The following is a 17110-nucleotide window of genomic DNA, read 5'->3' as shown; positions in this document are numbered from 1 at the left end:
GGAGGGGGCGGGTGAGGTCATAGGGGGATGATAATCGCACGCGATACAATCGCAAGCTTGACGCCTCTGACGCTACGCGCTAAATGGCTTCAAGCGATTAAATCGCGCACGATATTTATGACCTCCCGGAGCTGATGCCCATGTCCATCAATACCCTGTACCGCACCACCGCCGTCGCCACGGGCGGCCGCGACGGCCGCGCCGCCACCACCGACGGCGCCCTGGATGTCGCGCTGGGCACGCCCAAGGAACTGGGCGGCGCCGGCGTCGGCAACAATCCCGAACAGCTGTTCGCGGCCGGCTATGCGGCCTGCTTCCTCGGCGCCATGAAGTTCGTCGCCTCTCAGGGCGGTTACGCCAAGGTGCCTGCCGACGCCGCCGTCAACGCCACGGTCGGCATCGGTCCGCGCAGCGACAAGGGCTTCGGCCTGGAGGTGGCGCTGGAGGTCAGCATACCGGGCGTGGATCGCGCCGAGGCCGAAGCCCTGATCGCCGAGGCGGATACCGTCTGCCCCTATTCGCACGCCACGCGGGGCAATATCGCGGTGACCCTGACCGTCGCCTAACCCTTCGGGACCAGGCGCCACATCCGCAAAGGATGGCGCACAGTCCCGGCTTCAGCCCCCGCGCGGTCGCCGCGACCCATATAGAGGTCGGCGCGCACCGGTCCGCGAATGGCCGATCCCGTGTCCAGCGCCATGGCCAGACCGCGATAGCTGGCCGTGGCACCGCGCAGATTGCCCCCGTCGGCCTCCAGCCAGACCAGTTCGCCATAGCGCCAGTGCGCCGGATCGACCGCAATGGCCCGCCGCTCGGTCAGGGGCACGCCCGCCGCCCCCGCCGGGTGGCCGTCATCGTCGGGGTCCAGCCGGAAGAAGATGTAGCGTGGGTTCAGCGCCATGACCGCCTGCGCCTCATAGCCGCGGTGGCTGGCCAGCCAGTCCCGGATCGCATCGCCGGAGGTGCCGTTCTGGGGCAACAGCCCCTGCTGCGCCATCGGTCGGGCGATGCCCACGAACGGCTTGCCGTTGTCGGCGGCATAGGCGGCGCGGCCGCGCGTCCCGTCCTCGAACGTCAGATAGCCCGACCCCTGGATCTGCAGAAAGAACAGGTCCTCGGCCCGCATCCAGGCCAAGGCCTGCTCGGGCCGTGCGGCGGATTCGATATAGGCCCGGTCGCCGGCCGCGCGTGGATTGGCGGGCTTGGGCAGGACGGGGGCCGAGAACTCGGCGTCCGGTCGTCGCCGCGCCGGATATTCGGGCGCGAAGTAGGAGGTCAGCAGGCCCGGTCGCCCGTCCGGCGTCTGAGCCGGGATCGCGCTGAAGCTGGCCTCGAAGAAGGCGCGCGCCTGCGACGGCGTGATCGTCATCGTCGTCGCCATGGCCTTGGCGCGTCCGCAGACCCGGCGGGCGGCCTCGTCACGCGCCGCGCCGCACCCGTCCACATAGGCCCGGAAGGCGGCCAGATGGTCCTCCTGGCTCCAGCCCGGCAGCACGGCGGGGCTCAGGGCGTGGGACGGCGCGGGAAGCGGGGTCGGATTGGGCGATGGCGTATAGGGGATCGGCCCTGTCTGCAGCCCTGTCGTCCCCGTCGCGCCCGTCGGCGTCATCGGCCCGGTCGAACAGGCGGCGACAGCCAGGGCGGCCGTCAGCGTCGCCAGCGCGCCCGACCGGCCGCGAACCGCCATCAGGCGTTGGCCGGCTCGACGCGCGCCAGGACCCAGTTCGGGTCCGTCGCGCCCAGGGTGCGTTCGAAGGTCCAATGCTCGGCCGTGCGGCGTTCCTCGACCAGCGGCTCGCCCGTCGTCGCGTCCGCCGTTTCGCCAGAAGCCTTGGTCACCCGGCTGCGCAGTTCGGCCAGGAACCGCACCTTGGCCACGGCCTTGTCGCCCTCGGCCACTGCGCCTTCCAGATCGGCCCGGGGCGGATACAGGAACTCGACCGTCTCGGTCTCGCCACGCGTCTCGCGCGCTGCGACGCCGGCCTCGAACGAGGCGAAGACGTTGGGCTTCAGCAACGGCTTCAGCGCGGCCCTGTCGCCGGCGGCGTAGCCGCGCACGATGGTCTCATAGGCCTGGCGCGCGCCGTCCAGGAAACGGGCCGGGTCGAACGCGGGATCGCGCGCCTTCAGGCTGGCGATGGAGGCCAGGGTCGCCGGGTCGATCGCCGCGATCTTGGGCGTCTCGGCCTGGGCCGGGCCGGGCGGCGCGATCTTGGCGTCTTCCTGCGGCTGACGGCCCACCCGCTTGCCCAGCACATTGTAGAGCTGGAACAGCACAAAGGCTGCGATGAAGGCGAAGACGACGACCTGGAACTGAACCGGCATGTTCAAGAGGAGATTCCTGTAGCGAACGACGGGTGCGCCAAACACTTAGTCTGGCGTGATTACGGGCTCATATAGGGTGAGGCAAGGCGAAGCGCGCCCCCAATCTCGCGCGCGACGTTGCGGCCAAGCGTCCCGGCATGGTAGTCGCGGCGCCTCATTCCGGCCTCATCGGCCCCAAACTGCGCCAAAGACCGTTTCATGACCGACGCCGCTCCTCCCGCCGAACAGCCCCAGCAAGGCGACGCCCAACAGGGTCAGCCCGCCGGTCCCGGCTTTCGCATCCTGGCGCAATACGTCCGCGACTTCTCGTTCGAGAACCCGCGCGCCCCGGAATCCCTGCGCATCGACGGCAAGCCCGCGATCGACCTCGGCGTCGAAATGGCCGCCCAGGGCCGCCCCGACGGCCTGTTCGAACTGGACCTCAAGCTGTCGATCAAGGCGACGCACGAGAACCAGCCCGTTTTCCACGTCGAACTGGTCTATGGCGGCCTGTTCCAGCTGGCCAATGTCCAGGAGCAGGACATCGAGCCGCTGCTGCTGATCGAATGCCCGCGCTACCTGTTCCCGTTCGCGCGCGAGATCATCTCGGGCGCCACGGCCGACGGCGGCTTCTATCCCCCGTTCCAGCTGGACCCCATCGACTTCGCCGCCATCTACATCGCGCGCCAGCAGCAGATCGCCCAGCAGCCGGTCGAAACCGGCCAGGCGTAAGCGCGCGACATGGTCGCCACCGCGCGGCCTTCGCCTGATCCATCGAATGCCGCGGGCGAGGACGTCGTCCGCGGCATTCTTCTGCGCGTCGCCGCCGCCGGCTGTTTCTCGATCATGACGGCGACGTTGAAACTGGCGTCGCAGGACGGTGTCGCGGCGCCGGAAATGCTGTTCTATCGCGCCTTCTTCGGCCTGCCGGTGGTGTTGGCTTGGGTGCTGACCCAGCCGGGCGGCCTCTCGGCCCTGTCGACGCGCCGCCCCGTGGCTCATCTGGGACGCAGCGCCCTGGGCGTCGCGGCCATCCTGTGCCTATTCCAGACGCTGACGCTGCTGCCGCTCGCCGACGCGACGACCCTCAGCTTCACCGCTCCGATCTTCGCCACCATCCTGTCCTTCTTCGTGCTGAAGGAGGCGGTCGGCCCGCGCCGATGGGCCGCCGTCGCCGTCGGCTTCATCGGCGTGATCGTGGTCATGCGGCCGGGCGTCGGCCATTCGGTCCTGCCGCTGGCCGGCGTGACCTTCGCCCTGATCGGGGCGGTGCTGACGGCCGGCGTGACCATCACTCTGCGCCAGCTACGCGACACCGAACACGTCGCCGCCATCGTCTTCTGGTTCTTCGTCGCCTGTTCGGTCGTGGGAGCGATCCTGCTGCCCTTCGTCGGCCATTGGCACGCGCTCGGCACCTTCGGCCTGCTGATCGGATCGGGCGTCGCCGGCGGTCTGGCCCAGCTGTTCATGACCGCCTCGCTGCAAAAGGCCCCGGTCGCCGTGGTCGCGCCCTTCGACTATCTCCAGATTGTCGGCGCCATCGTCTTCGGCTGGTGGCTGATGGCCGCGACGCCCACCCTCACCACCCTGGCCGGCGCCGCCCTGATCGCGAGCAGCGGCCTCTACACCGCCTGGCGCGAACATATCCGCCGCAAGGCCAGCCTCATCCAGCCGACGGCGCCGCTGGTTTAGGGCGTCAGCGCCCCGTCGATCCGAACCCGCCCGCCCCGCGTGCGGTCTCGTCCAGCGTTTCGACCTCGATCCAGTCCGCCCGCTCATGCCGGGCGATCACAAGCTGGGCGATGCGTTCGCCGCGGCGGATGACGAAGGGCTCGGCGCCGATGTTGGCCAGGATCACACCGCACTCCCCGCGGTAGTCGCTGTCGATGGTGCCGGGAGCATTCGGGCAGATGATGCCGTGTTTCAAAGCCAGGCCCGAGCGCGCCCGCACCTGGGCCTCATACCCCAGCGGCAGAGCGATCTTCAGCCCCGTGGGCACCAGCACCCGCTGACCCGGCGCCAGGGTCATCGGCTGGTCTTCCGGCACGGCGGCGCGCAGGTCCATGCCCGCCGAACCGGCCGTCTCATAGGCGGGCAGGGGCAAGCCTTCGGAATGCGGCAGGCGCAGGATCTGGATCGGGGTCTCGGTCATTCAGCAGCCTTGAAATGATCGGCGATGCGGGCGGCGACAGCCCGGGCGATGGCGGTCTTGGACTGGCGCGGCCAGGTTTCGGTCTTGTCGGCAGTGACCAGCAGCACGGCGTTGCCGTCCGATCCGAACACGTCGTCGGACACGTCATTGCCCAGGATCCAGTCGCAGCCCTTCCGCGAAAGCTTGGCGCGCGCATTGGCTTCCAGATCCGTCGTTTCGGCGGCGAAGCCGATGACCAGGGCGGGGCGGTTCGGACCGGGCGCGGCGACGCCGGCCAGGATGTCGGGGTTCTCGATCAGGGCCAGGGTCGGCGGGCCGCCGGGTCCCTTCTTGATCTTGCCGCCGGCGATGGTGTCCACGCGCCAGTCGGCGACGGCGGCCGACAGCACGGCGATGTCGGCGGGAAGGGCGCTCTGCGTCGCCGCTTGCATCTCCAGCGCGCTCTCGACATCGATCCGCGTCACGCCGGTCGGCGCCGCCAGCGCCGTCGGCCCCGACACCAACGTCACCTCGGCCCCCAGTTCGGCCAGGGCGGCGGCGATGGCGTAGCCCTGTTTGCCGCTGGAGCGGTTGGTCAGGCCCCGCACCGGGTCGATCGGTTCGAACGTCGGCCCGGCCGTGACCACGGCCTTGCGTCCCTTGAGCGGTCGTCCGGCCGCGCCTGCCAGCAGGCCCGCAATGGCCTCCAGGATCGCGGCGGGCTCCGCCATCCGACCCGGCCCGTATTCGCCGCAGGCCATCTCTCCGTCATCCGGCCCCACCACCGCCACGCCGTGGAAGCCCGGAAAGGCCTTCAACCGTTCCATATTGGCCTGGACCGCCGGATGCTCCCACATCCGCACATTCATCGCCGGCGCCAACAGCACCCGCTTGTCCGTGGCGATCAGGGTGGTCGAGGCCAGGTCGTCGGCCAACCCGTTCGCCGCCTTGGCGATCAGCCCCGCCGTCGCCGGCGCCACCACCACCAGATCGGCCCAGCGCGACAGCTCGATATGGCCCATGCTGGTCTCGTCGTCCGGGTGGAACAGGCCCGACCGCACCGGATGGCCGCTCAGCGCCGCCAGCGACAGGGGCGTCACGAACTCGGCCCCGGATTCGGTCAATATCACCCGCGTCTGCCCGCCCGCCTTGGCGATCAGCCGCACCAGTTCCAGCGCCTTATAGGCCGCGATGCCGCCGCCCACGATCAGCAGGATCTTGCGGTTCGAAAGGAGGCGATTGTCCATGCCCACGGTCTAGCCGCCGCGCGTGACGCCGTCGAGACGAGAACATTGCACGAACAATAAAGTTGTGCTTTCGTCGCGTCCAGCGGGTATCTGGAGGGAAGAATGAGAATGCTGACGAGGGGAGGGACCGCGCTGGTCCTGTGCGGTCTGCTGGGGCTGAGTGCCTGCGAAAACAGTTCGGCGGTCGAGACGCGGGATCGGACGGCGAGCGCCGAACCCGTCGCCCTAACGTCCATGCCGACGGCAAGGGAAGAGGCTGCGACGCCTCAGGAGAAGCCCGTCCTGACCGCCAATCGGCGCGAAACCGTCGACGCCAAGATCGCGCGTCTCTACGACCGCAACGGCGCAGACTTCGGCGCGCGCTCAGCCGAGGATTATCTGACGAAGGTCACGGCTTTCACGACAAAGCCTCCGCGCGACGCCGAGACCGTCAAACGGCCAAATGGCGACACCCTGATCTATCAGGCCTCGACCAACACCTTCGCCGTGGTGGCCCGCAACGGGTCGCCCCGCACCATGTTCAAGCCGACGACGGGCGCCGACTACTGGGCCGAGCAGAAGGCGGCGGCGCCCACCTTCGGCCAGCGGCGCCAATCGACGGGCGCGGCGGGCTGATATAGAGGGCGGGTTCCACCAAGGATCTCGCCCCATGTCCGATACGGCCGAACCCAAGACCCCGCTGCTGAAGACCGCCCTGATCTATGATTTCGACGGCACCCTAGCGCGCGGCAATATGCAGGAGGTGTCCTTCATCCCCTCCGTCGGCATGGGCATCGGCGCCTTCTGGGAAGAGGCTGAGCGCCTGACCAAGGACGCCGACGGCGACGGCATCCTGATGTACATGCAACTGATGTTGCATCACGCGCGCCAGAACGGCGCCCCCGTGACGCGCGAGACCCTGCGCCAGCACGGCGAGGCGGTGGCCCTGTTCGAGGGACTGAAGGACCTTAGCTGGTTCGACCGGATGAACGCCTTCGGCGCCAAATACGGGCTGGAGATCGAGCATTACATCATCTCCGCCGGGCTGGAGGAGATGATCGACGGCACGCCGATCCGCCCCGCCCTGACCCACGTCTTCGCCTCCCACTATGTCTATGACGACAAGGGCGAGGCCGCCTGGCCGGCGGTCGGCGTCAACTACACCACCAAGACCCAGTATCTGTTCCGCATCAACAAGGGCGTGAAGAACCACTGGGAGCACGAACGCATCAACCACTTCATCCCCGACGACGAGCGCGCCGTGCCTTTCGACCGGATGATCTTCATCGGCGACGGCGACACCGACGTGCCGACCATGAAGATGATGCACACCAAGGGCGGCTTCTCGATCGCCGTCTATGATCCGCGCTCGAACGAGCGGGACCAGAAGAAGGTCTATTCCCTGATCTCGGAGGACCGGGTGAACTTCGTCGCCGCCGCCGACTATCGTGAGGGCTCGGCGCTGGACCTGATCGTCAAGGGGCTGGTGGGCCGCATCGCCATCAACGCCGGCTCTATGCCCGCCGACACGGCGGACTAGCCCGGCTGATCAGCGCCCGCCGGCTCTCAGCCAGGCGTCGCGCGCGGGGATCAGCCTCGCCGGCGCCAAGCCTCTCAGCGATTTGGCCCCGGTCTGCCTCAGCCCGGCCTCCTGCCCGCGCTGCCAGACGACGGTGGCGGGATAGGCGACGCCCGCGGCCACATCGACCACCACCACCTCGCGCGGCAAGGCCCCGCCCCGGTCCAGCCGCAGCTTCATCCCCGCGTCCGACAGATCGACGATCAGACACGCCGTCTCCAGGCCGGGCGCGCAGATGACGCCGCGCGCGTTTGCGGGCCGGCGCGCGCCCATGCGGCGGTCGGGCTCGACGGCGGGCTTGGATCCAAACAGGCTCATGGTCCGATAACGCACAGATGCGGCTCAGGCGCCAAGCCCGCCTTCAAGGCTGCGAACTCCGCGTTTCCGGTCCAGAGCGACGATCAGGTCGGCCTCCACGCCGCCCGTCATCATATGCCGGCTCAGGCGCTCATAATGCTGGATGAAGACCGCCAGGGCCGCGCGTCGCTCGGGCGATACGGCGTCCTGCCCCATCAATCCCGCCTCCTGCTCGCAGCGCCAGTCCAGCACGACATCGAACCCCGGCGCCTTCAGAAAGATCAGGGCGTCCAGCCGCCCGCGCAGGTGGGCGTAGGGCTGACCCAGCGCCGCATTGACCGCTCTGCGCCACTCGCCCTCGAAGTCCTGCCGGGCCTCCAGGATGTTGATCGGCGCAACCAGGTCCGCCTCGGCCTGCGGGATCGCGCCTAGGCACCATCCCTCCAGCACGATGACCCGCGGCCGACCCTTCACGAAAGGCCAGTCCGCCCCAGTCGCCAGGTCGTCGCCCAGCTTGTCGAAACGCGGCAGAGGCGTCAGATCGTCCGGCCCCGCCGCCTGCAACCGATCCAGCAGACGGTTCAGAAGGCCCAGATCATGCGTCCCTGGCGGCCCGCGAGTGGCGAACAGCGGATGCACTCGCGCCGCCATCGCCGCCCGCTCCGCCTTCGTCAGATAGACGTCGTCCAGCGACAGGCTCGCCCCGCCGAACCGCTCGGCGACGGCTTTGGCCAGGGTCGATTTTCCCGAACCCTGCGAACCCGCGATCCCTAGAACCGGCGGCGGACTGTCCTGGCCCATGGCCTCGGTGCGCTGGTCGATCCATCGGCCGATCCTGTCGATCAGCCGCGCGTCGATCATCTCAGTGCTGGTTTTCCGGCAACCGCACGATCAGGCCGTTCAGGGCGTCCGACACGCGGATCTGGCACGACAGGCGGCTGTTCGGCTCGACCTCGTCGGCGAAGTCCAGCATCGACTCTTCCATCGCCGACGGCTTGCCCGTCACCTCGCGCCAGGCCTCGTCGACATAGACATGGCAGGTCGCGCAGGCGCAGGCCCCGCCACAGTCCGCGTCGATGCCCGGCACATTGTTGCGGATCGCGCCTTCCATGACGCTCAGCCCCGACTTCACGTCGACGACGTGCTCGGTTCCGTCATGCTCGATATAGGTGATGCTGGCCATGCGCCGCTCTTAAACGAGGCGGCGCCGGAGGCAAGGCCCCCGGCGCCGGATACTCAGGCCGCTTTCTTGCGGCTCGGCGCGACCATCAGCTTCTTGGTCTCGGCGATGGCCTTGGCGGGGTTCAGACCCTTGGGGCAAACCTGGGCGCAGTTCATGATCGTGTGGCAGCGATACAGTTTGAACGGGTCTTCCAGGTCGTCCAGACGCTTCTGGGTCGCGTCGTCGCGGCTGTCGGAAATCCAGCGATAGGATTGCAGCAGCGCCGCCGGGCCGAGGTACTCTTCCTGGTTCCACCAGTAGCTGGGGCACGAGGTCGAGCAGCAGGCGCACAGGATGCACTCGTACAGGCCGTCCAGCTTCTCGCGCTCGGTCGGGGTCTGCAGACGTTCCTTCTCGGGGTCCGGCTCGTCCGATTGCAGATACGGCTGGATCGAGTCGTACTGGGCGTAGAACAGGCTCAGGTCCGTCACCAGGTCCTTGACCACCGGCTGGTGGGGCAGGGGGGAGATGGTGATGTTGTTGGACGCGCATTCGTCCCAGCCCTTGGTGCAGGCCAGGGCGTTGCGCCCGTCGATGTTCATCGAGCACGAGCCGCAGATGCCCTCGCGGCACGAGCGCCGGAACGACAGGGTCGGATCGATGGTGTTCTTGATATGGATCAGGGCGTCCAGCAGCATCGGGCCGTGGTCGCCGGTCGGCACTTCATAGGTGTCCCAGCGCGGATCGGCGTCGGTTTCCGGATCGTAGCGATAGACCTTGTAGGTCTTCACGTCCTTGGAGCCCGGCGCGGCCTTGTGGACCTTGCCGGTCGTCGGCTTGGAGCCTCTGGGGAGAGTAAGCTGGACCATCTTAGTAAACCCGCGCCTTCGGTTCGATATACGCGATGTCGTCGGACATGGTGTAGTTGTGGACCGGACGATAATCGATCTGGACCTGCTCGCCCGGACGCTTCCACGCCAGGGTGTGCTTCATCCAGTTGACGTCGTCGCGATCGGGATAGTCCTCGCGGGCGTGGGCGCCGCGCGATTCCGTGCGGTTCAGGCCGCCCTCGATCGTCACCATCGCCTGGGCGATCAGGTTGTCGTACTCCAGCGTCTCGACCAGGTCCGTATTCCAGATCAGGCCGCGATCGGTGGTCTTGATGTCGGCGCCGGCCGCCTCGATGGCGCGCAGCTTGTCGGTGCCCTGTTGCAGGGTCTCGCCGGTGCGGAACACCGCCGCATCGGCCTGCATCGCGCGCTGCATCGACAGACGCAGCTCGGCGGTCGGGGTCGAGCCGTCGGCGTAGCGGAAGCGATCCAGGCGGGCCAGGTGCTGGTCGGTCTGGCTCTTGGAGGCCGACGGCACGGCCGAGGCCTTGTCGACGACTTCACCGCAGCGCAGGCCGACGGCGCGGCCGAACACCACCAGGTCGGTAAGGGAGTTGGAGCCCAGGCGGTTGGCGCCGTGCACCGAAACGCACGCCGCCTCGCCCACGGCCATCAGGCCCGGCACCACGCTGTCGGGGTTGCCGTCGCGCAGCGTCAGGACTTCGCCGTGATAGTTCGTGGGGATGCCGCCCATGTTGTAGTGGACGGTCGGCAGGACCGGGATCGGCTCCTTGGTCACATCCACGCCGGCGAAGATCTTGGCCGACTCCGAGATGCCCGGCAGGCGCTGGTGCAGGATCTTCGGATCCAGGTGATCCAGGTGCAGGAAGATGTGGTCCTTGTTCGGACCCACGCCGCGACCCTCGCGGATTTCGATAGTCATGGAGCGCGAGACCATGTCGCGCGGGGCCAGGTCCTTCACGGTCGGCGCATAGCGCTCCATAAAGCGCTCGCCTTCCGAGTTGGTCAGATAACCGCCCTCGCCTCGCGCGCCCTCGGTGATCAGGCAGCCGGCGCCATAGATGCCGGTCGGGTGGAACTGCACGAACTCCATGTCCTGCAGCGGCAGGCCGGCGCGCAGCACCATCGCATTGCCGTCGCCGGTGCAGGTGTGGGCCGAGGTGGCGCTGAAATAGGCGCGGCCGTATCCGCCGGTCGCCAGAACCACCATCTTGGCGCGGAACTGGTGAACCTGACCGTTGTCGAGCTGCAGCGCCGTCACGCCGGTGCAGGCCCCGTCCTGCATGATCAGGTCCAGCGCGAAATATTCGACGAAGAACTTCACTTCCCGGCGCACCGACTGGCCGTACAGAGTGTGCAGGATGGCGTGGCCGGTGCGGTCGGCGGCGGCGCAGGTGCGCTGCACCGGGCCTTCGCCGAAGTTGCGGGTCATGCCGCCGAAGGCGCGCTGATAGATCTTGCCTTCTTCGGTGCGGCTGAAAGGCACGCCCCAGTGTTCCAGCTCATAGACGGCCTTGGGCGCGTTACGGACCAGATATTCGATCGAGTCCTGGTCGCCCAGCCAGTCCGACCCCTTGACGGTGTCGTACATGTGCCATTGCCAGCTGTCCTCGCCCATGTTGCCGAGCGAGGCGGAGATGCCGCCCTGGGCCGCGACGGTGTGCGAGCGGGTGGGGAAGACCTTGGTCACGCAGGCGACCTTCAGCCCCTGCTGGGCGGCGCCGAGCGCGGCGCGAAGGCCCGAGCCCCCAGCGCCGACGACGACGACGTCATATTCGTGATCGATCAGTTCGTAAGCGGCCATCAGGTAATCAGGCTCCGAAACCAGCGGGCAGCGGCGCCGAACCCAGCGCCAGCCGCACGATGAAGAAGACGCTGGCGGCGGCCAGCACCAGGAAGACGACGTTCAGCAGCAGGACCAGAAGGCCGCGCGTTCCGACGTTGGGCACGTAGTCTTCCAGAATGACTTTCCAAGCCAGGCTGACGTAGCCGAAGAAGATCACCGAGGTGATCGCCATCAGGGCCGCGTTCAGCGGATTGGCGAACCAGGCCATCGCCGCGTCATAGCCGGCGCCCGCCAAGGTGAAGCCGGTCGAGGCGACCCACAGACCCAGCGGCAGCAGGGCCACCAGCAGGATCCGCTCGATCAGCCATTCACCGGCGCCGTGACGCTCGGAGACCTTGACGTTGTTCTTGAACTTTGCGGCGCCGCTCACAGCGAAACCCTCCCCGTGGCGAACAGCACGACCCAGAACAGCACGGCCAGCGGGATCGGCCCCCACACGGCGATGTTCGACAGGGCGGTCGCCGACTTCACCGTCAGCCCGTTGCCGGTGTCGTTATAGGTGTGGCGCGCGCCGTTCAGGATGAAGGAGAACAGCACGACCGTCAGACCGAAGAAGACCAGCAGGCCCAGCGGCGATCCGGCCAGATCGAGCGCGCTCTGGAACGCCTCGGGCCCGAACGCCAGCGCGCCCAGCCAGGCCAGGACGAACAGCACGCCGACCGTGGCGGCGATGATCGTCGCGCGGAACAGGATCGAGGCCATCATGGTGACGTGCCAGCGCCAGACGCCCATGTGGGGCGACAGCGGCGCGATATGTCCGTTCGGTTGAGTGACGAAGCGACCCGTCCGGTCGCTTGAGGCGCCACCCGGCGTCGGGTTGGGCTGGTTCATGCGAATGGTTCTCAAAAGCGAATGAATTCAATCGCCGTGTGCGGTTGCGAAGGCTTTTGTGACCCTGTGGGGCCGGTGTCAACGCACAGACCCCCAGATCGACGGATTGTGCGGTTTACGTGGGTTCCATCACGACGGATCACGTTTGCGTTCAGCGTCCGATCGACGGCTAGGCGACGCGCCAGACGATTTGGCAGGGTGGGCTCATGTTGCTGCTCGCCTTGATGTCCGCCGTCGCCCTGGAGCCCGCCATTCAGACGACCGGTCTTCTGGACGCGACGCCGGAGACCTATCGTGCGCCGGCCGTTCGCCCCTATCAGCCGCCGTCCCGTTTCGGGCGCGAAACGGCCGAGGGGGACGCCGCGACCGACCTGCATCGCCGTCCTCTGACGGCTCCGGTCGCGGTCGACGACTACGCCGGCGACTACGAGTTCAGCCCCTCCGACAGCCAGACGACCTATGATCAGGGCGTGTCCCAGGCAGCGATCGACGCCGAAGCCGCAATGGGCCCGCTGGACGGCCGCTGGCGCATCGCCCAGCCGGACGGAAGACCCTTGCTGTCGCTGTCCTTGACCGACCGGGGCGAGGGCCGTCGGGTTGAGGGCGCCTGGCGACGTCTGGATGCGCCGGCCGGGATCGACCGAATGGGCTTCGCCGGCCCGGTCTCCACCCTGGGCGAGGTCATCGTCATCCCTCTGTCGGAGGGCGAACTGCGTCTGCATGCGGCGGCGAGTGGCTGGGCCGGAGAATGGGTTCAGGACGGCCGCGCCCGTCCTGTTACGGCGACCCGTTCAGGCTGATCTCGCCACCGCCGATCCGCCACCCTATATGTAGCGAATGACCCAGCCCCGTTCCGTCCTTCGCCTGCACCCCGCCCATCGCGACGACATCGGCGACCTGACCACCCGGCGTCCGGTGCCCGGTCCCGGCGTGGACCAGATCGATCCCTTCCTGTTCCTGAACCACCACGGGCCCCAGACCTATGCGCCGGGCAACGCCGGGCTGCCGTTCGGCCCGCACCCGCACCGGGGCTTCGAGACCGTCACCTTCATCCTGGACGGCGAACTGGCCCACAACGATTCCGGCGGCGGCGAGAGCATCATCAAGGCGGGCGGCATCCAGTGGATGACCGCCGGCTCCGGCCTGATCCACGCCGAACTGTCACCGGCCGCCTTCAAGCGCGACGGCGGGCCGATGGAAATCCTGCAGCTGTGGGTCAACCTGCCGTCACGGCTGAAGATGACCAAGCCTGACTACATCGGGCTGCAGAAATCCGACATCCCGACCTTCACGACCGAGGCCGGCGTCACGGTCGAGCCGGTCTCCGGCGACTGGCTGGGTGTGAAGGCGCCGATCCAGTCCCTGATCGACATCCATCTGGCGGTCGTGCGCCTGCCCGCCGGTGCGACGTTCGAGACGCCCGTCGCCCCCGGCCGCAATGTCTTCCTCTATGGGGTCAAGGGCGAGATCGCCGTCGCCGGAACGCCGGTGCCGCAATGGAACCTCGCCGGACTGACCGATGGCGACACGGTCCAGATCACGGCGACCACCGACGCCGTCGTCCTCCTGGGCCACGCCGATCCCATCGGCGAGCCGGTCTTCAGCCACGGCCCCTTCGTCATGAACACCCGCGAGGAGATCATCCAGGCCATCCAGGATTACCAGTCCGGCAAGTTCGGCCCGCCCCCGAGGGTGTGAAGCGGGCGCTTCCGTATCCTCCCTGCTTTGCGGGGAGGTGGCGCGGCGCTCCTTCAGCGCCGTGACGGAGGGGCTCTTCGGAGCGTCACCGATCAAGGGACGTGAGGCGGCGCAACCCCTCCACCGCTCCGCGGTCCCCCTCCCCGCAAAGCAGGGAGGAGACATCGTCTTCTCTGGGGCGCGCGCCTCTCCCCGCGCAGATGATGCGCTCCCCGCCAAAACCCTATATGACGCCGGTTCCTAGCGACCGCCCCAGCCGAAGACACGCCGAATGCCCAGCCTGAACGAGATCCGCGCCACCTACCTCGACTATTTCGCGGCGGACGGCCACGCCAAGGTCCATTCGGCCCCGCTGGTGCCGCAGAACGATCCGAGCCTGCTCTTCGTCAACGCGGGCATGGTGCCGTTCAAGGACTATTTCACCGGCGCGTCCAAGCCGCCCTATCCGCGCGCCACGTCGTCGCAGAAATGCGTCCGCGCCGGGGGCAAGCACAACGACCTGGACAACGTCGGCTACACCGCCCGCCACCTGACCTTCTTCGAGATGCTGGGCAACTTCTCCTTCGGCGACTATTTCAAGGAACACGCCATCGAGAAGGCGTGGAACCTGGTCACCCAAGACTTCGACCTGGACCCCAAACGTCTCTTGGTCACCGTCTATATCGATGACGACGAGGCCGCCGCGATCTGGAAAAAGGTCACCGGCTTCTCCGACGACAAGATCATCCGCATCGCCGGCTCGGACAACTTCTGGGCTATGGGCGACAGCGGTCCCTGCGGCCCCTGCACCGAGATCTTCTGGGACCACGGCGACAAGATCGCCGGCGGCCCTCCCGGTTCGCCGGACGAGGACGGCGACCGCTACGTCGAAATCTGGAACAACGTCTTCATGCAGTATGAGAAGGAGAACGATCAGATCGTTCGCAACCTTCCCAAGCCCAGCGTGGACACCGGCATGGGTCTGGAACGGATGACCACCGTGCTCCAGGGCGTGCATTCGGTCTTCGAAACCGATCTGTTCAAGACGCTGATCGCCGCGTCCGAAGACGCCACCGCGACCAAGTCGGACGGCGACCAGGCCGCCAGCCACCGGGTCATCGCCGACCACCTGCGCTCGTCGTCCTTCCTGATCGCCGACGGCGTCACTCCGTCGAACGAAGGCCGGGGCTATGTGCTGCGCCGCATCATGCGCCGCGCCATGCGCCACGCCCACCTGCTGGGCGCCGCCGATCCCCTGATGCACCGTCTGGTCCCAACCCTGGTGGCCCAGATGGGCGACGCCTATCCCGAACTCGCCCGCGCCCAGCCCTTCATCGAGGACACGCTGAAGCAGGAAGAGGTCCGCTTCCGCACCACGCTCGGCCGCGGCATGGCCCTGTTCGACACGGCGGTTCAGGGCTTCCGTCCCGGCGACATGCTGGACGGCCAGACGGCCTTCACCCTGTCCGACACCTACGGCTTCCCGCTGGACCTGACCCAGGACGAGGCCCGTCGTCGCGGCTTCTCGGTCAATGTCGACGGCTTCGAGACCGCCATGGCCGAACAGCGCCAGCGTTCGCGCGAGAACTGGAAAGGCTCGGGCCAGACCGCCAACACAAACGAATGGCTGGCGATCCGCGACCGGATGGGGCCGACCGTCTTCACCGGCTATGACAATATCGAGGGCTCGGGCGAGGTCCTGGCCCTAATGAACGCCGGCGCGCCGGTCGAAACGGCCGAGGCCGGCGACATCGTCGAAGTGTTGTTCGACACCACCCCGTTCTATGCCGAAAGCGGCGGCCAGGCCGGCGATCACGGAACGCTGGAATGGCCCAGTTCTGATGGAATTGCCGGCGAGGCCGAGGTCATCGACGTGCGCAAACACGCCGGCGACCTGCACGTCCTGGTGGCCCAGGTCACGGCCGGCAAGCTGGAGATCGGAACCCGCGCGGCCCAGCTGGTGGACGCCGAAAAGCGCCGCACCAGCCGCGCCAACCACTCCGCCGCCCACCTGCTGCATACGGCGCTGAAGAATGTGCTTGGCCCCGCAGTCGCCCAGAAGGGTCAGCTGGTCGACGCCGAGCGCGCCCGTTTCGACTTCAGCCACGGCGCCCCGCTCACCGAGGCCGAATTGTCCGCCATCGAGACCGAGGTCAATGCCGTCATCCGCCAGAACGTGCCGGCGGAAACCAAGCTGATGGCCCCGCAGGAGGCGATCGAGGCCGGCGCCATCGCCCTGTTCGGCGAGAAATACGGTGACGAGGTCCGCGTCCTGACGCTGGGTCGCTCGCTGGTCAGCGACAACGCCCCCTATTCGGTCGAACTGTGCGGCGGCACCCACGTCGCCCGTACCGGCGACATCGCCCTGTTCAAGATCGTTCAGGAAACCGGCGTCGCCGCCGGCGTGCGCCGCATCGAGGCCCTGACCGGCGAGGCCGCGCGTCAGTATCTGCTGGCCCAGGCCGGCGTCGCCCGTTTGCTGGCCCAAAGCTTCAAGGTCCAGACCGCCGACGTCCCCGCCCGCGTCGACACCCTGACCGCCTCGGTCAAGTCGCTGGAGAAACAGGTCGCCGAGTTGAAGAAGCAACTGGCCCTGGGCGGCGGCTCGGGCGCGTCGTCTGCGCCTGAGGAGATCAACGGCGTCAAACTGATGGCCCGCGTGCTGGACGGCGTGGACGGCAAGGGTCTGCGCGGCGTCGCCGAGGACTTCAGGAAACAGGTCGGAACCGGCGTCGTCGCCCTGATCGGCGTCACCGAGGGCAAGGCCGCGGTCACCGTCGCCGTGACCTCGGACCTGACCGACCGCGTCAACGCCGCCGACCTGGCTCGCGCCGCCGTCATCGCCATGGGCGGCCAAGGCGCCGGCGGCAAACCCGACTTCGCCCAAGGCGGCGCCCCCGACGGCTCCAAGGCCGAAGACGGCCTGGCGGCGGTTCGCGCGGCGCTGGCGTAAAAATACGATGACCTTCTCCCGTTGGGAGAAGGTGGCCCAAAGGGCCGGATGAGGGTCGGCCGGCGGACCATGACGCACCAGCCGACCCTCACCCTTTCGCGCAAGTACGATCGCTGCGCGCTCGTGCGCTCAAGCCCTCTCCCAAAGGGAGAGGGTAATCCATCGCAATTTCGAACCTGACAGCCTTGCAACTCAGCGGCTTAGCCGGCCGCAGCGTCCGCTTCCTGAGCATGCCGCAGAGACGGCCTATACT

General features: G+C 67.8%; 19 protein-coding genes. 8 read left to right on the top strand and 11 right to left on the bottom strand.

Features of this window, described 5'->3' with window-relative positions:
• Nucleotides 1-146: 146 nt before the first annotated feature.
• Nucleotides 147-566, top strand: a complete 420-nt coding sequence (locus GGC30_RS13660) for an organic hydroperoxide resistance protein (RefSeq protein ID WP_370451999.1) — start codon at nucleotides 147-149, stop codon at nucleotides 564-566.
• Here GGC30_RS13660 and GGC30_RS13655 read toward each other — a convergent pair.
• Nucleotides 563-1687 carry an MltA domain-containing protein gene (locus GGC30_RS13655; RefSeq protein ID WP_153925281.1) on the bottom strand — a complete coding sequence of 375 codons (1125 nt, stop codon included), beginning with the start codon at nucleotides 1685-1687 and terminating at the stop codon, nucleotides 563-565. The genes GGC30_RS13660 and GGC30_RS13655 overlap by 4 nt on opposite strands.
• Complete coding sequence (gene timA, locus GGC30_RS13650) at nucleotides 1687-2325, bottom strand: TIM44-related membrane protein TimA (protein ID WP_153925304.1); 639 nt, start codon at nucleotides 2323-2325, stop codon at nucleotides 1687-1689. Before timA ends, GGC30_RS13655 begins: the two co-directional genes overlap by 1 nt.
• Before the next feature lie 198 nt (nucleotides 2326-2523).
• On the opposite strand from timA, the gene secB reads away from it, so the two are divergent.
• Together secB and GGC30_RS13640 are read left to right on the top strand one after the other, a co-directional pair.
• Nucleotides 2524-3036 (top strand): protein-export chaperone SecB, encoded by a 513-nt coding sequence (gene secB / locus GGC30_RS13645; protein WP_017505358.1) that lies wholly within the window; start codon nucleotides 2524-2526, stop codon nucleotides 3034-3036.
• A 9-nt stretch (nucleotides 3037-3045) separates the two neighbouring features.
• The gene (locus GGC30_RS13640) at nucleotides 3046-3996 is read left to right on the top strand and encodes a DMT family transporter (RefSeq protein ID WP_153925278.1); all 951 of its coding nucleotides are present in this window, start codon (nucleotides 3046-3048) and stop codon (nucleotides 3994-3996) included.
• Nucleotides 3997-4000: 4 nt separating this feature from the next.
• Here the strand turns inward: GGC30_RS13640 and dut are convergent, their stop codons facing one another.
• Nucleotides 4001-4456 carry a dUTP diphosphatase gene (dut, locus tag GGC30_RS13635; RefSeq protein WP_153925275.1) on the bottom strand — a complete coding sequence of 152 codons (456 nt, stop codon included), beginning with the start codon at nucleotides 4454-4456 and terminating at the stop codon, nucleotides 4001-4003.
• Nucleotides 4453-5682, bottom strand: a complete 1230-nt coding sequence (coaBC, locus tag GGC30_RS13630) for a bifunctional phosphopantothenoylcysteine decarboxylase/phosphopantothenate--cysteine ligase CoaBC (protein ID WP_153925272.1) — start codon at nucleotides 5680-5682, stop codon at nucleotides 4453-4455. Before coaBC ends, dut begins: the two co-directional genes overlap by 4 nt.
• 102 nt (nucleotides 5683-5784) lie before the next feature.
• Here coaBC and GGC30_RS13625 point away from each other — a divergent pair, with 102 nt between their 5' ends.
• Nucleotides 5785-6297 carry an S-type pyocin family protein gene (locus GGC30_RS13625; RefSeq protein WP_153925268.1) on the top strand — a complete coding sequence of 171 codons (513 nt, stop codon included), beginning with the start codon at nucleotides 5785-5787 and terminating at the stop codon, nucleotides 6295-6297.
• A gap of 34 nt (nucleotides 6298-6331) precedes the next feature.
• A complete protein-coding gene (locus GGC30_RS13620) occupies nucleotides 6332-7201 on the top strand; it encodes an HAD family hydrolase (RefSeq protein ID WP_039246730.1) in 870 nt (289 codons plus the stop codon).
• Between the two features lie 9 nt (nucleotides 7202-7210).
• Here GGC30_RS13620 and GGC30_RS13615 read toward each other — a convergent pair whose 3' ends face one another.
• The 7 genes from GGC30_RS13615 to sdhC are packed head-to-tail and all read right to left on the bottom strand — an operon-like array spanning nucleotide 7211 to nucleotide 12227.
• Nucleotides 7211-7573, bottom strand: coding sequence for a PilZ domain-containing protein (locus tag GGC30_RS13615; RefSeq protein ID WP_292078058.1), 363 nt, complete (start codon nucleotides 7571-7573; stop codon nucleotides 7211-7213).
• A 9-nt stretch (nucleotides 7574-7582) separates the two neighbouring features.
• On the bottom strand, nucleotides 7583-8398 hold the full coding sequence (locus tag GGC30_RS13610; RefSeq protein WP_153925265.1) for a kinase: 816 nt from the start codon (nucleotides 8396-8398) through the stop codon (nucleotides 7583-7585).
• Nucleotide 8399: 1 nt separating this feature from the next.
• Nucleotides 8400-8720, bottom strand: coding sequence for a 2Fe-2S iron-sulfur cluster-binding protein (locus GGC30_RS13605; protein WP_153925262.1), 321 nt, complete (start codon nucleotides 8718-8720; stop codon nucleotides 8400-8402).
• Nucleotides 8721-8773: 53 nt separating this feature from the next.
• Complete coding sequence (locus GGC30_RS13600) at nucleotides 8774-9568, bottom strand: succinate dehydrogenase iron-sulfur subunit (RefSeq protein WP_153925260.1); 795 nt, start codon at nucleotides 9566-9568, stop codon at nucleotides 8774-8776.
• 1 nt (nucleotide 9569) lies between these two features.
• On the bottom strand, nucleotides 9570-11354 hold the full coding sequence (gene sdhA / locus GGC30_RS13595) for a succinate dehydrogenase flavoprotein subunit (protein ID WP_153925256.1): 1785 nt from the start codon (nucleotides 11352-11354) through the stop codon (nucleotides 9570-9572).
• A 7-nt stretch (nucleotides 11355-11361) separates the two neighbouring features.
• Nucleotides 11362-11766 carry a succinate dehydrogenase, hydrophobic membrane anchor protein gene (gene sdhD, locus GGC30_RS13590; RefSeq protein WP_055755118.1) on the bottom strand — a complete coding sequence of 135 codons (405 nt, stop codon included), beginning with the start codon at nucleotides 11764-11766 and terminating at the stop codon, nucleotides 11362-11364.
• Nucleotides 11763-12227, bottom strand: coding sequence for a succinate dehydrogenase, cytochrome b556 subunit (gene sdhC, locus GGC30_RS13585; RefSeq protein WP_194943607.1), 465 nt, complete (start codon nucleotides 12225-12227; stop codon nucleotides 11763-11765). Before sdhC ends, sdhD begins: the two co-directional genes overlap by 4 nt.
• 206 nt (nucleotides 12228-12433) lie before the next feature.
• Here sdhC and GGC30_RS13580 point away from each other — a divergent pair, with 206 nt between their 5' ends.
• The 3 genes from GGC30_RS13580 (at nucleotide 12434) to alaS (ending at nucleotide 16857) form a co-directional block, all read left to right on the top strand.
• The gene (locus GGC30_RS13580; RefSeq protein ID WP_153925253.1) at nucleotides 12434-13027 is read left to right on the top strand and encodes a hypothetical protein; all 594 of its coding nucleotides are present in this window, start codon (nucleotides 12434-12436) and stop codon (nucleotides 13025-13027) included.
• Between the two features lie 37 nt (nucleotides 13028-13064).
• Nucleotides 13065-13925: a pirin family protein gene (locus tag GGC30_RS13575; RefSeq protein ID WP_153925250.1), complete on the top strand. Its 861-nt coding sequence runs from the start codon at nucleotides 13065-13067 to the stop codon at nucleotides 13923-13925.
• Nucleotides 13926-14196: 271 nt separating this feature from the next.
• A complete protein-coding gene (gene alaS, locus GGC30_RS13570; RefSeq protein WP_153925247.1) occupies nucleotides 14197-16857 on the top strand; it encodes an alanine--tRNA ligase in 2661 nt (886 codons plus the stop codon).
• Nucleotides 16858-17110 lie beyond the last annotated feature (253 nt).

This window comes from Brevundimonas sp. SPF441, from assembly GCF_009661015.1.
Lineage (GTDB): Bacteria > Pseudomonadota > Alphaproteobacteria > Caulobacterales > Caulobacteraceae > Brevundimonas > Brevundimonas vesicularis.
This window is presented reverse-complemented; position numbering and strand designations above follow the sequence as displayed.

What these genes read in the sequence shown, in the direction of transcription:
- GGC30_RS13655 (WP_153925281.1), bottom strand. Translation starts at nt 1,687, where the DNA reads ATGGCGGTTCGCGGCCGGTCGGGCGCGCTGGCGACGCTGACGGCCGCC.
- timA (WP_153925304.1), bottom strand. Translation starts at nt 2,325, where the DNA reads ATGCCGGTTCAGTTCCAGGTCGTCGTCTTCGCCTTCATCGCAGCCTTT.
- secB (WP_017505358.1), top strand. Translation starts at nt 2,524, where the DNA reads ATGACCGACGCCGCTCCTCCCGCCGAACAGCCCCAGCAAGGCGACGCC.
- GGC30_RS13640 (WP_153925278.1), top strand. Translation starts at nt 3,046, where the DNA reads ATGGTCGCCACCGCGCGGCCTTCGCCTGATCCATCGAATGCCGCGGGC.
- dut (WP_153925275.1), bottom strand. Translation starts at nt 4,456, where the DNA reads ATGACCGAGACCCCGATCCAGATCCTGCGCCTGCCGCATTCCGAAGGC.
- coaBC (WP_153925272.1), bottom strand. Translation starts at nt 5,682, where the DNA reads ATGGACAATCGCCTCCTTTCGAACCGCAAGATCCTGCTGATCGTGGGC.
- GGC30_RS13625 (WP_153925268.1), top strand. Translation starts at nt 5,785, where the DNA reads ATGAGAATGCTGACGAGGGGAGGGACCGCGCTGGTCCTGTGCGGTCTG.
- GGC30_RS13620 (WP_039246730.1), top strand. Translation starts at nt 6,332, where the DNA reads ATGTCCGATACGGCCGAACCCAAGACCCCGCTGCTGAAGACCGCCCTG.
- GGC30_RS13610 (WP_153925265.1), bottom strand. Translation starts at nt 8,398, where the DNA reads ATGATCGACGCGCGGCTGATCGACAGGATCGGCCGATGGATCGACCAG.
- GGC30_RS13605 (WP_153925262.1), bottom strand. Translation starts at nt 8,720, where the DNA reads ATGGCCAGCATCACCTATATCGAGCATGACGGAACCGAGCACGTCGTC.
- GGC30_RS13600 (WP_153925260.1), bottom strand. Translation starts at nt 9,568, where the DNA reads ATGGTCCAGCTTACTCTCCCCAGAGGCTCCAAGCCGACGACCGGCAAG.
- sdhA (WP_153925256.1), bottom strand. Translation starts at nt 11,354, where the DNA reads ATGGCCGCTTACGAACTGATCGATCACGAATATGACGTCGTCGTCGTC.
- sdhC (WP_194943607.1), bottom strand. Translation starts at nt 12,227, where the DNA reads ATGAACCAGCCCAACCCGACGCCGGGTGGCGCCTCAAGCGACCGGACG.
- GGC30_RS13580 (WP_153925253.1), top strand. Translation starts at nt 12,434, where the DNA reads ATGTTGCTGCTCGCCTTGATGTCCGCCGTCGCCCTGGAGCCCGCCATT.
- GGC30_RS13575 (WP_153925250.1), top strand. Translation starts at nt 13,065, where the DNA reads ATGACCCAGCCCCGTTCCGTCCTTCGCCTGCACCCCGCCCATCGCGAC.
- alaS (WP_153925247.1), top strand. Translation starts at nt 14,197, where the DNA reads ATGCCCAGCCTGAACGAGATCCGCGCCACCTACCTCGACTATTTCGCG.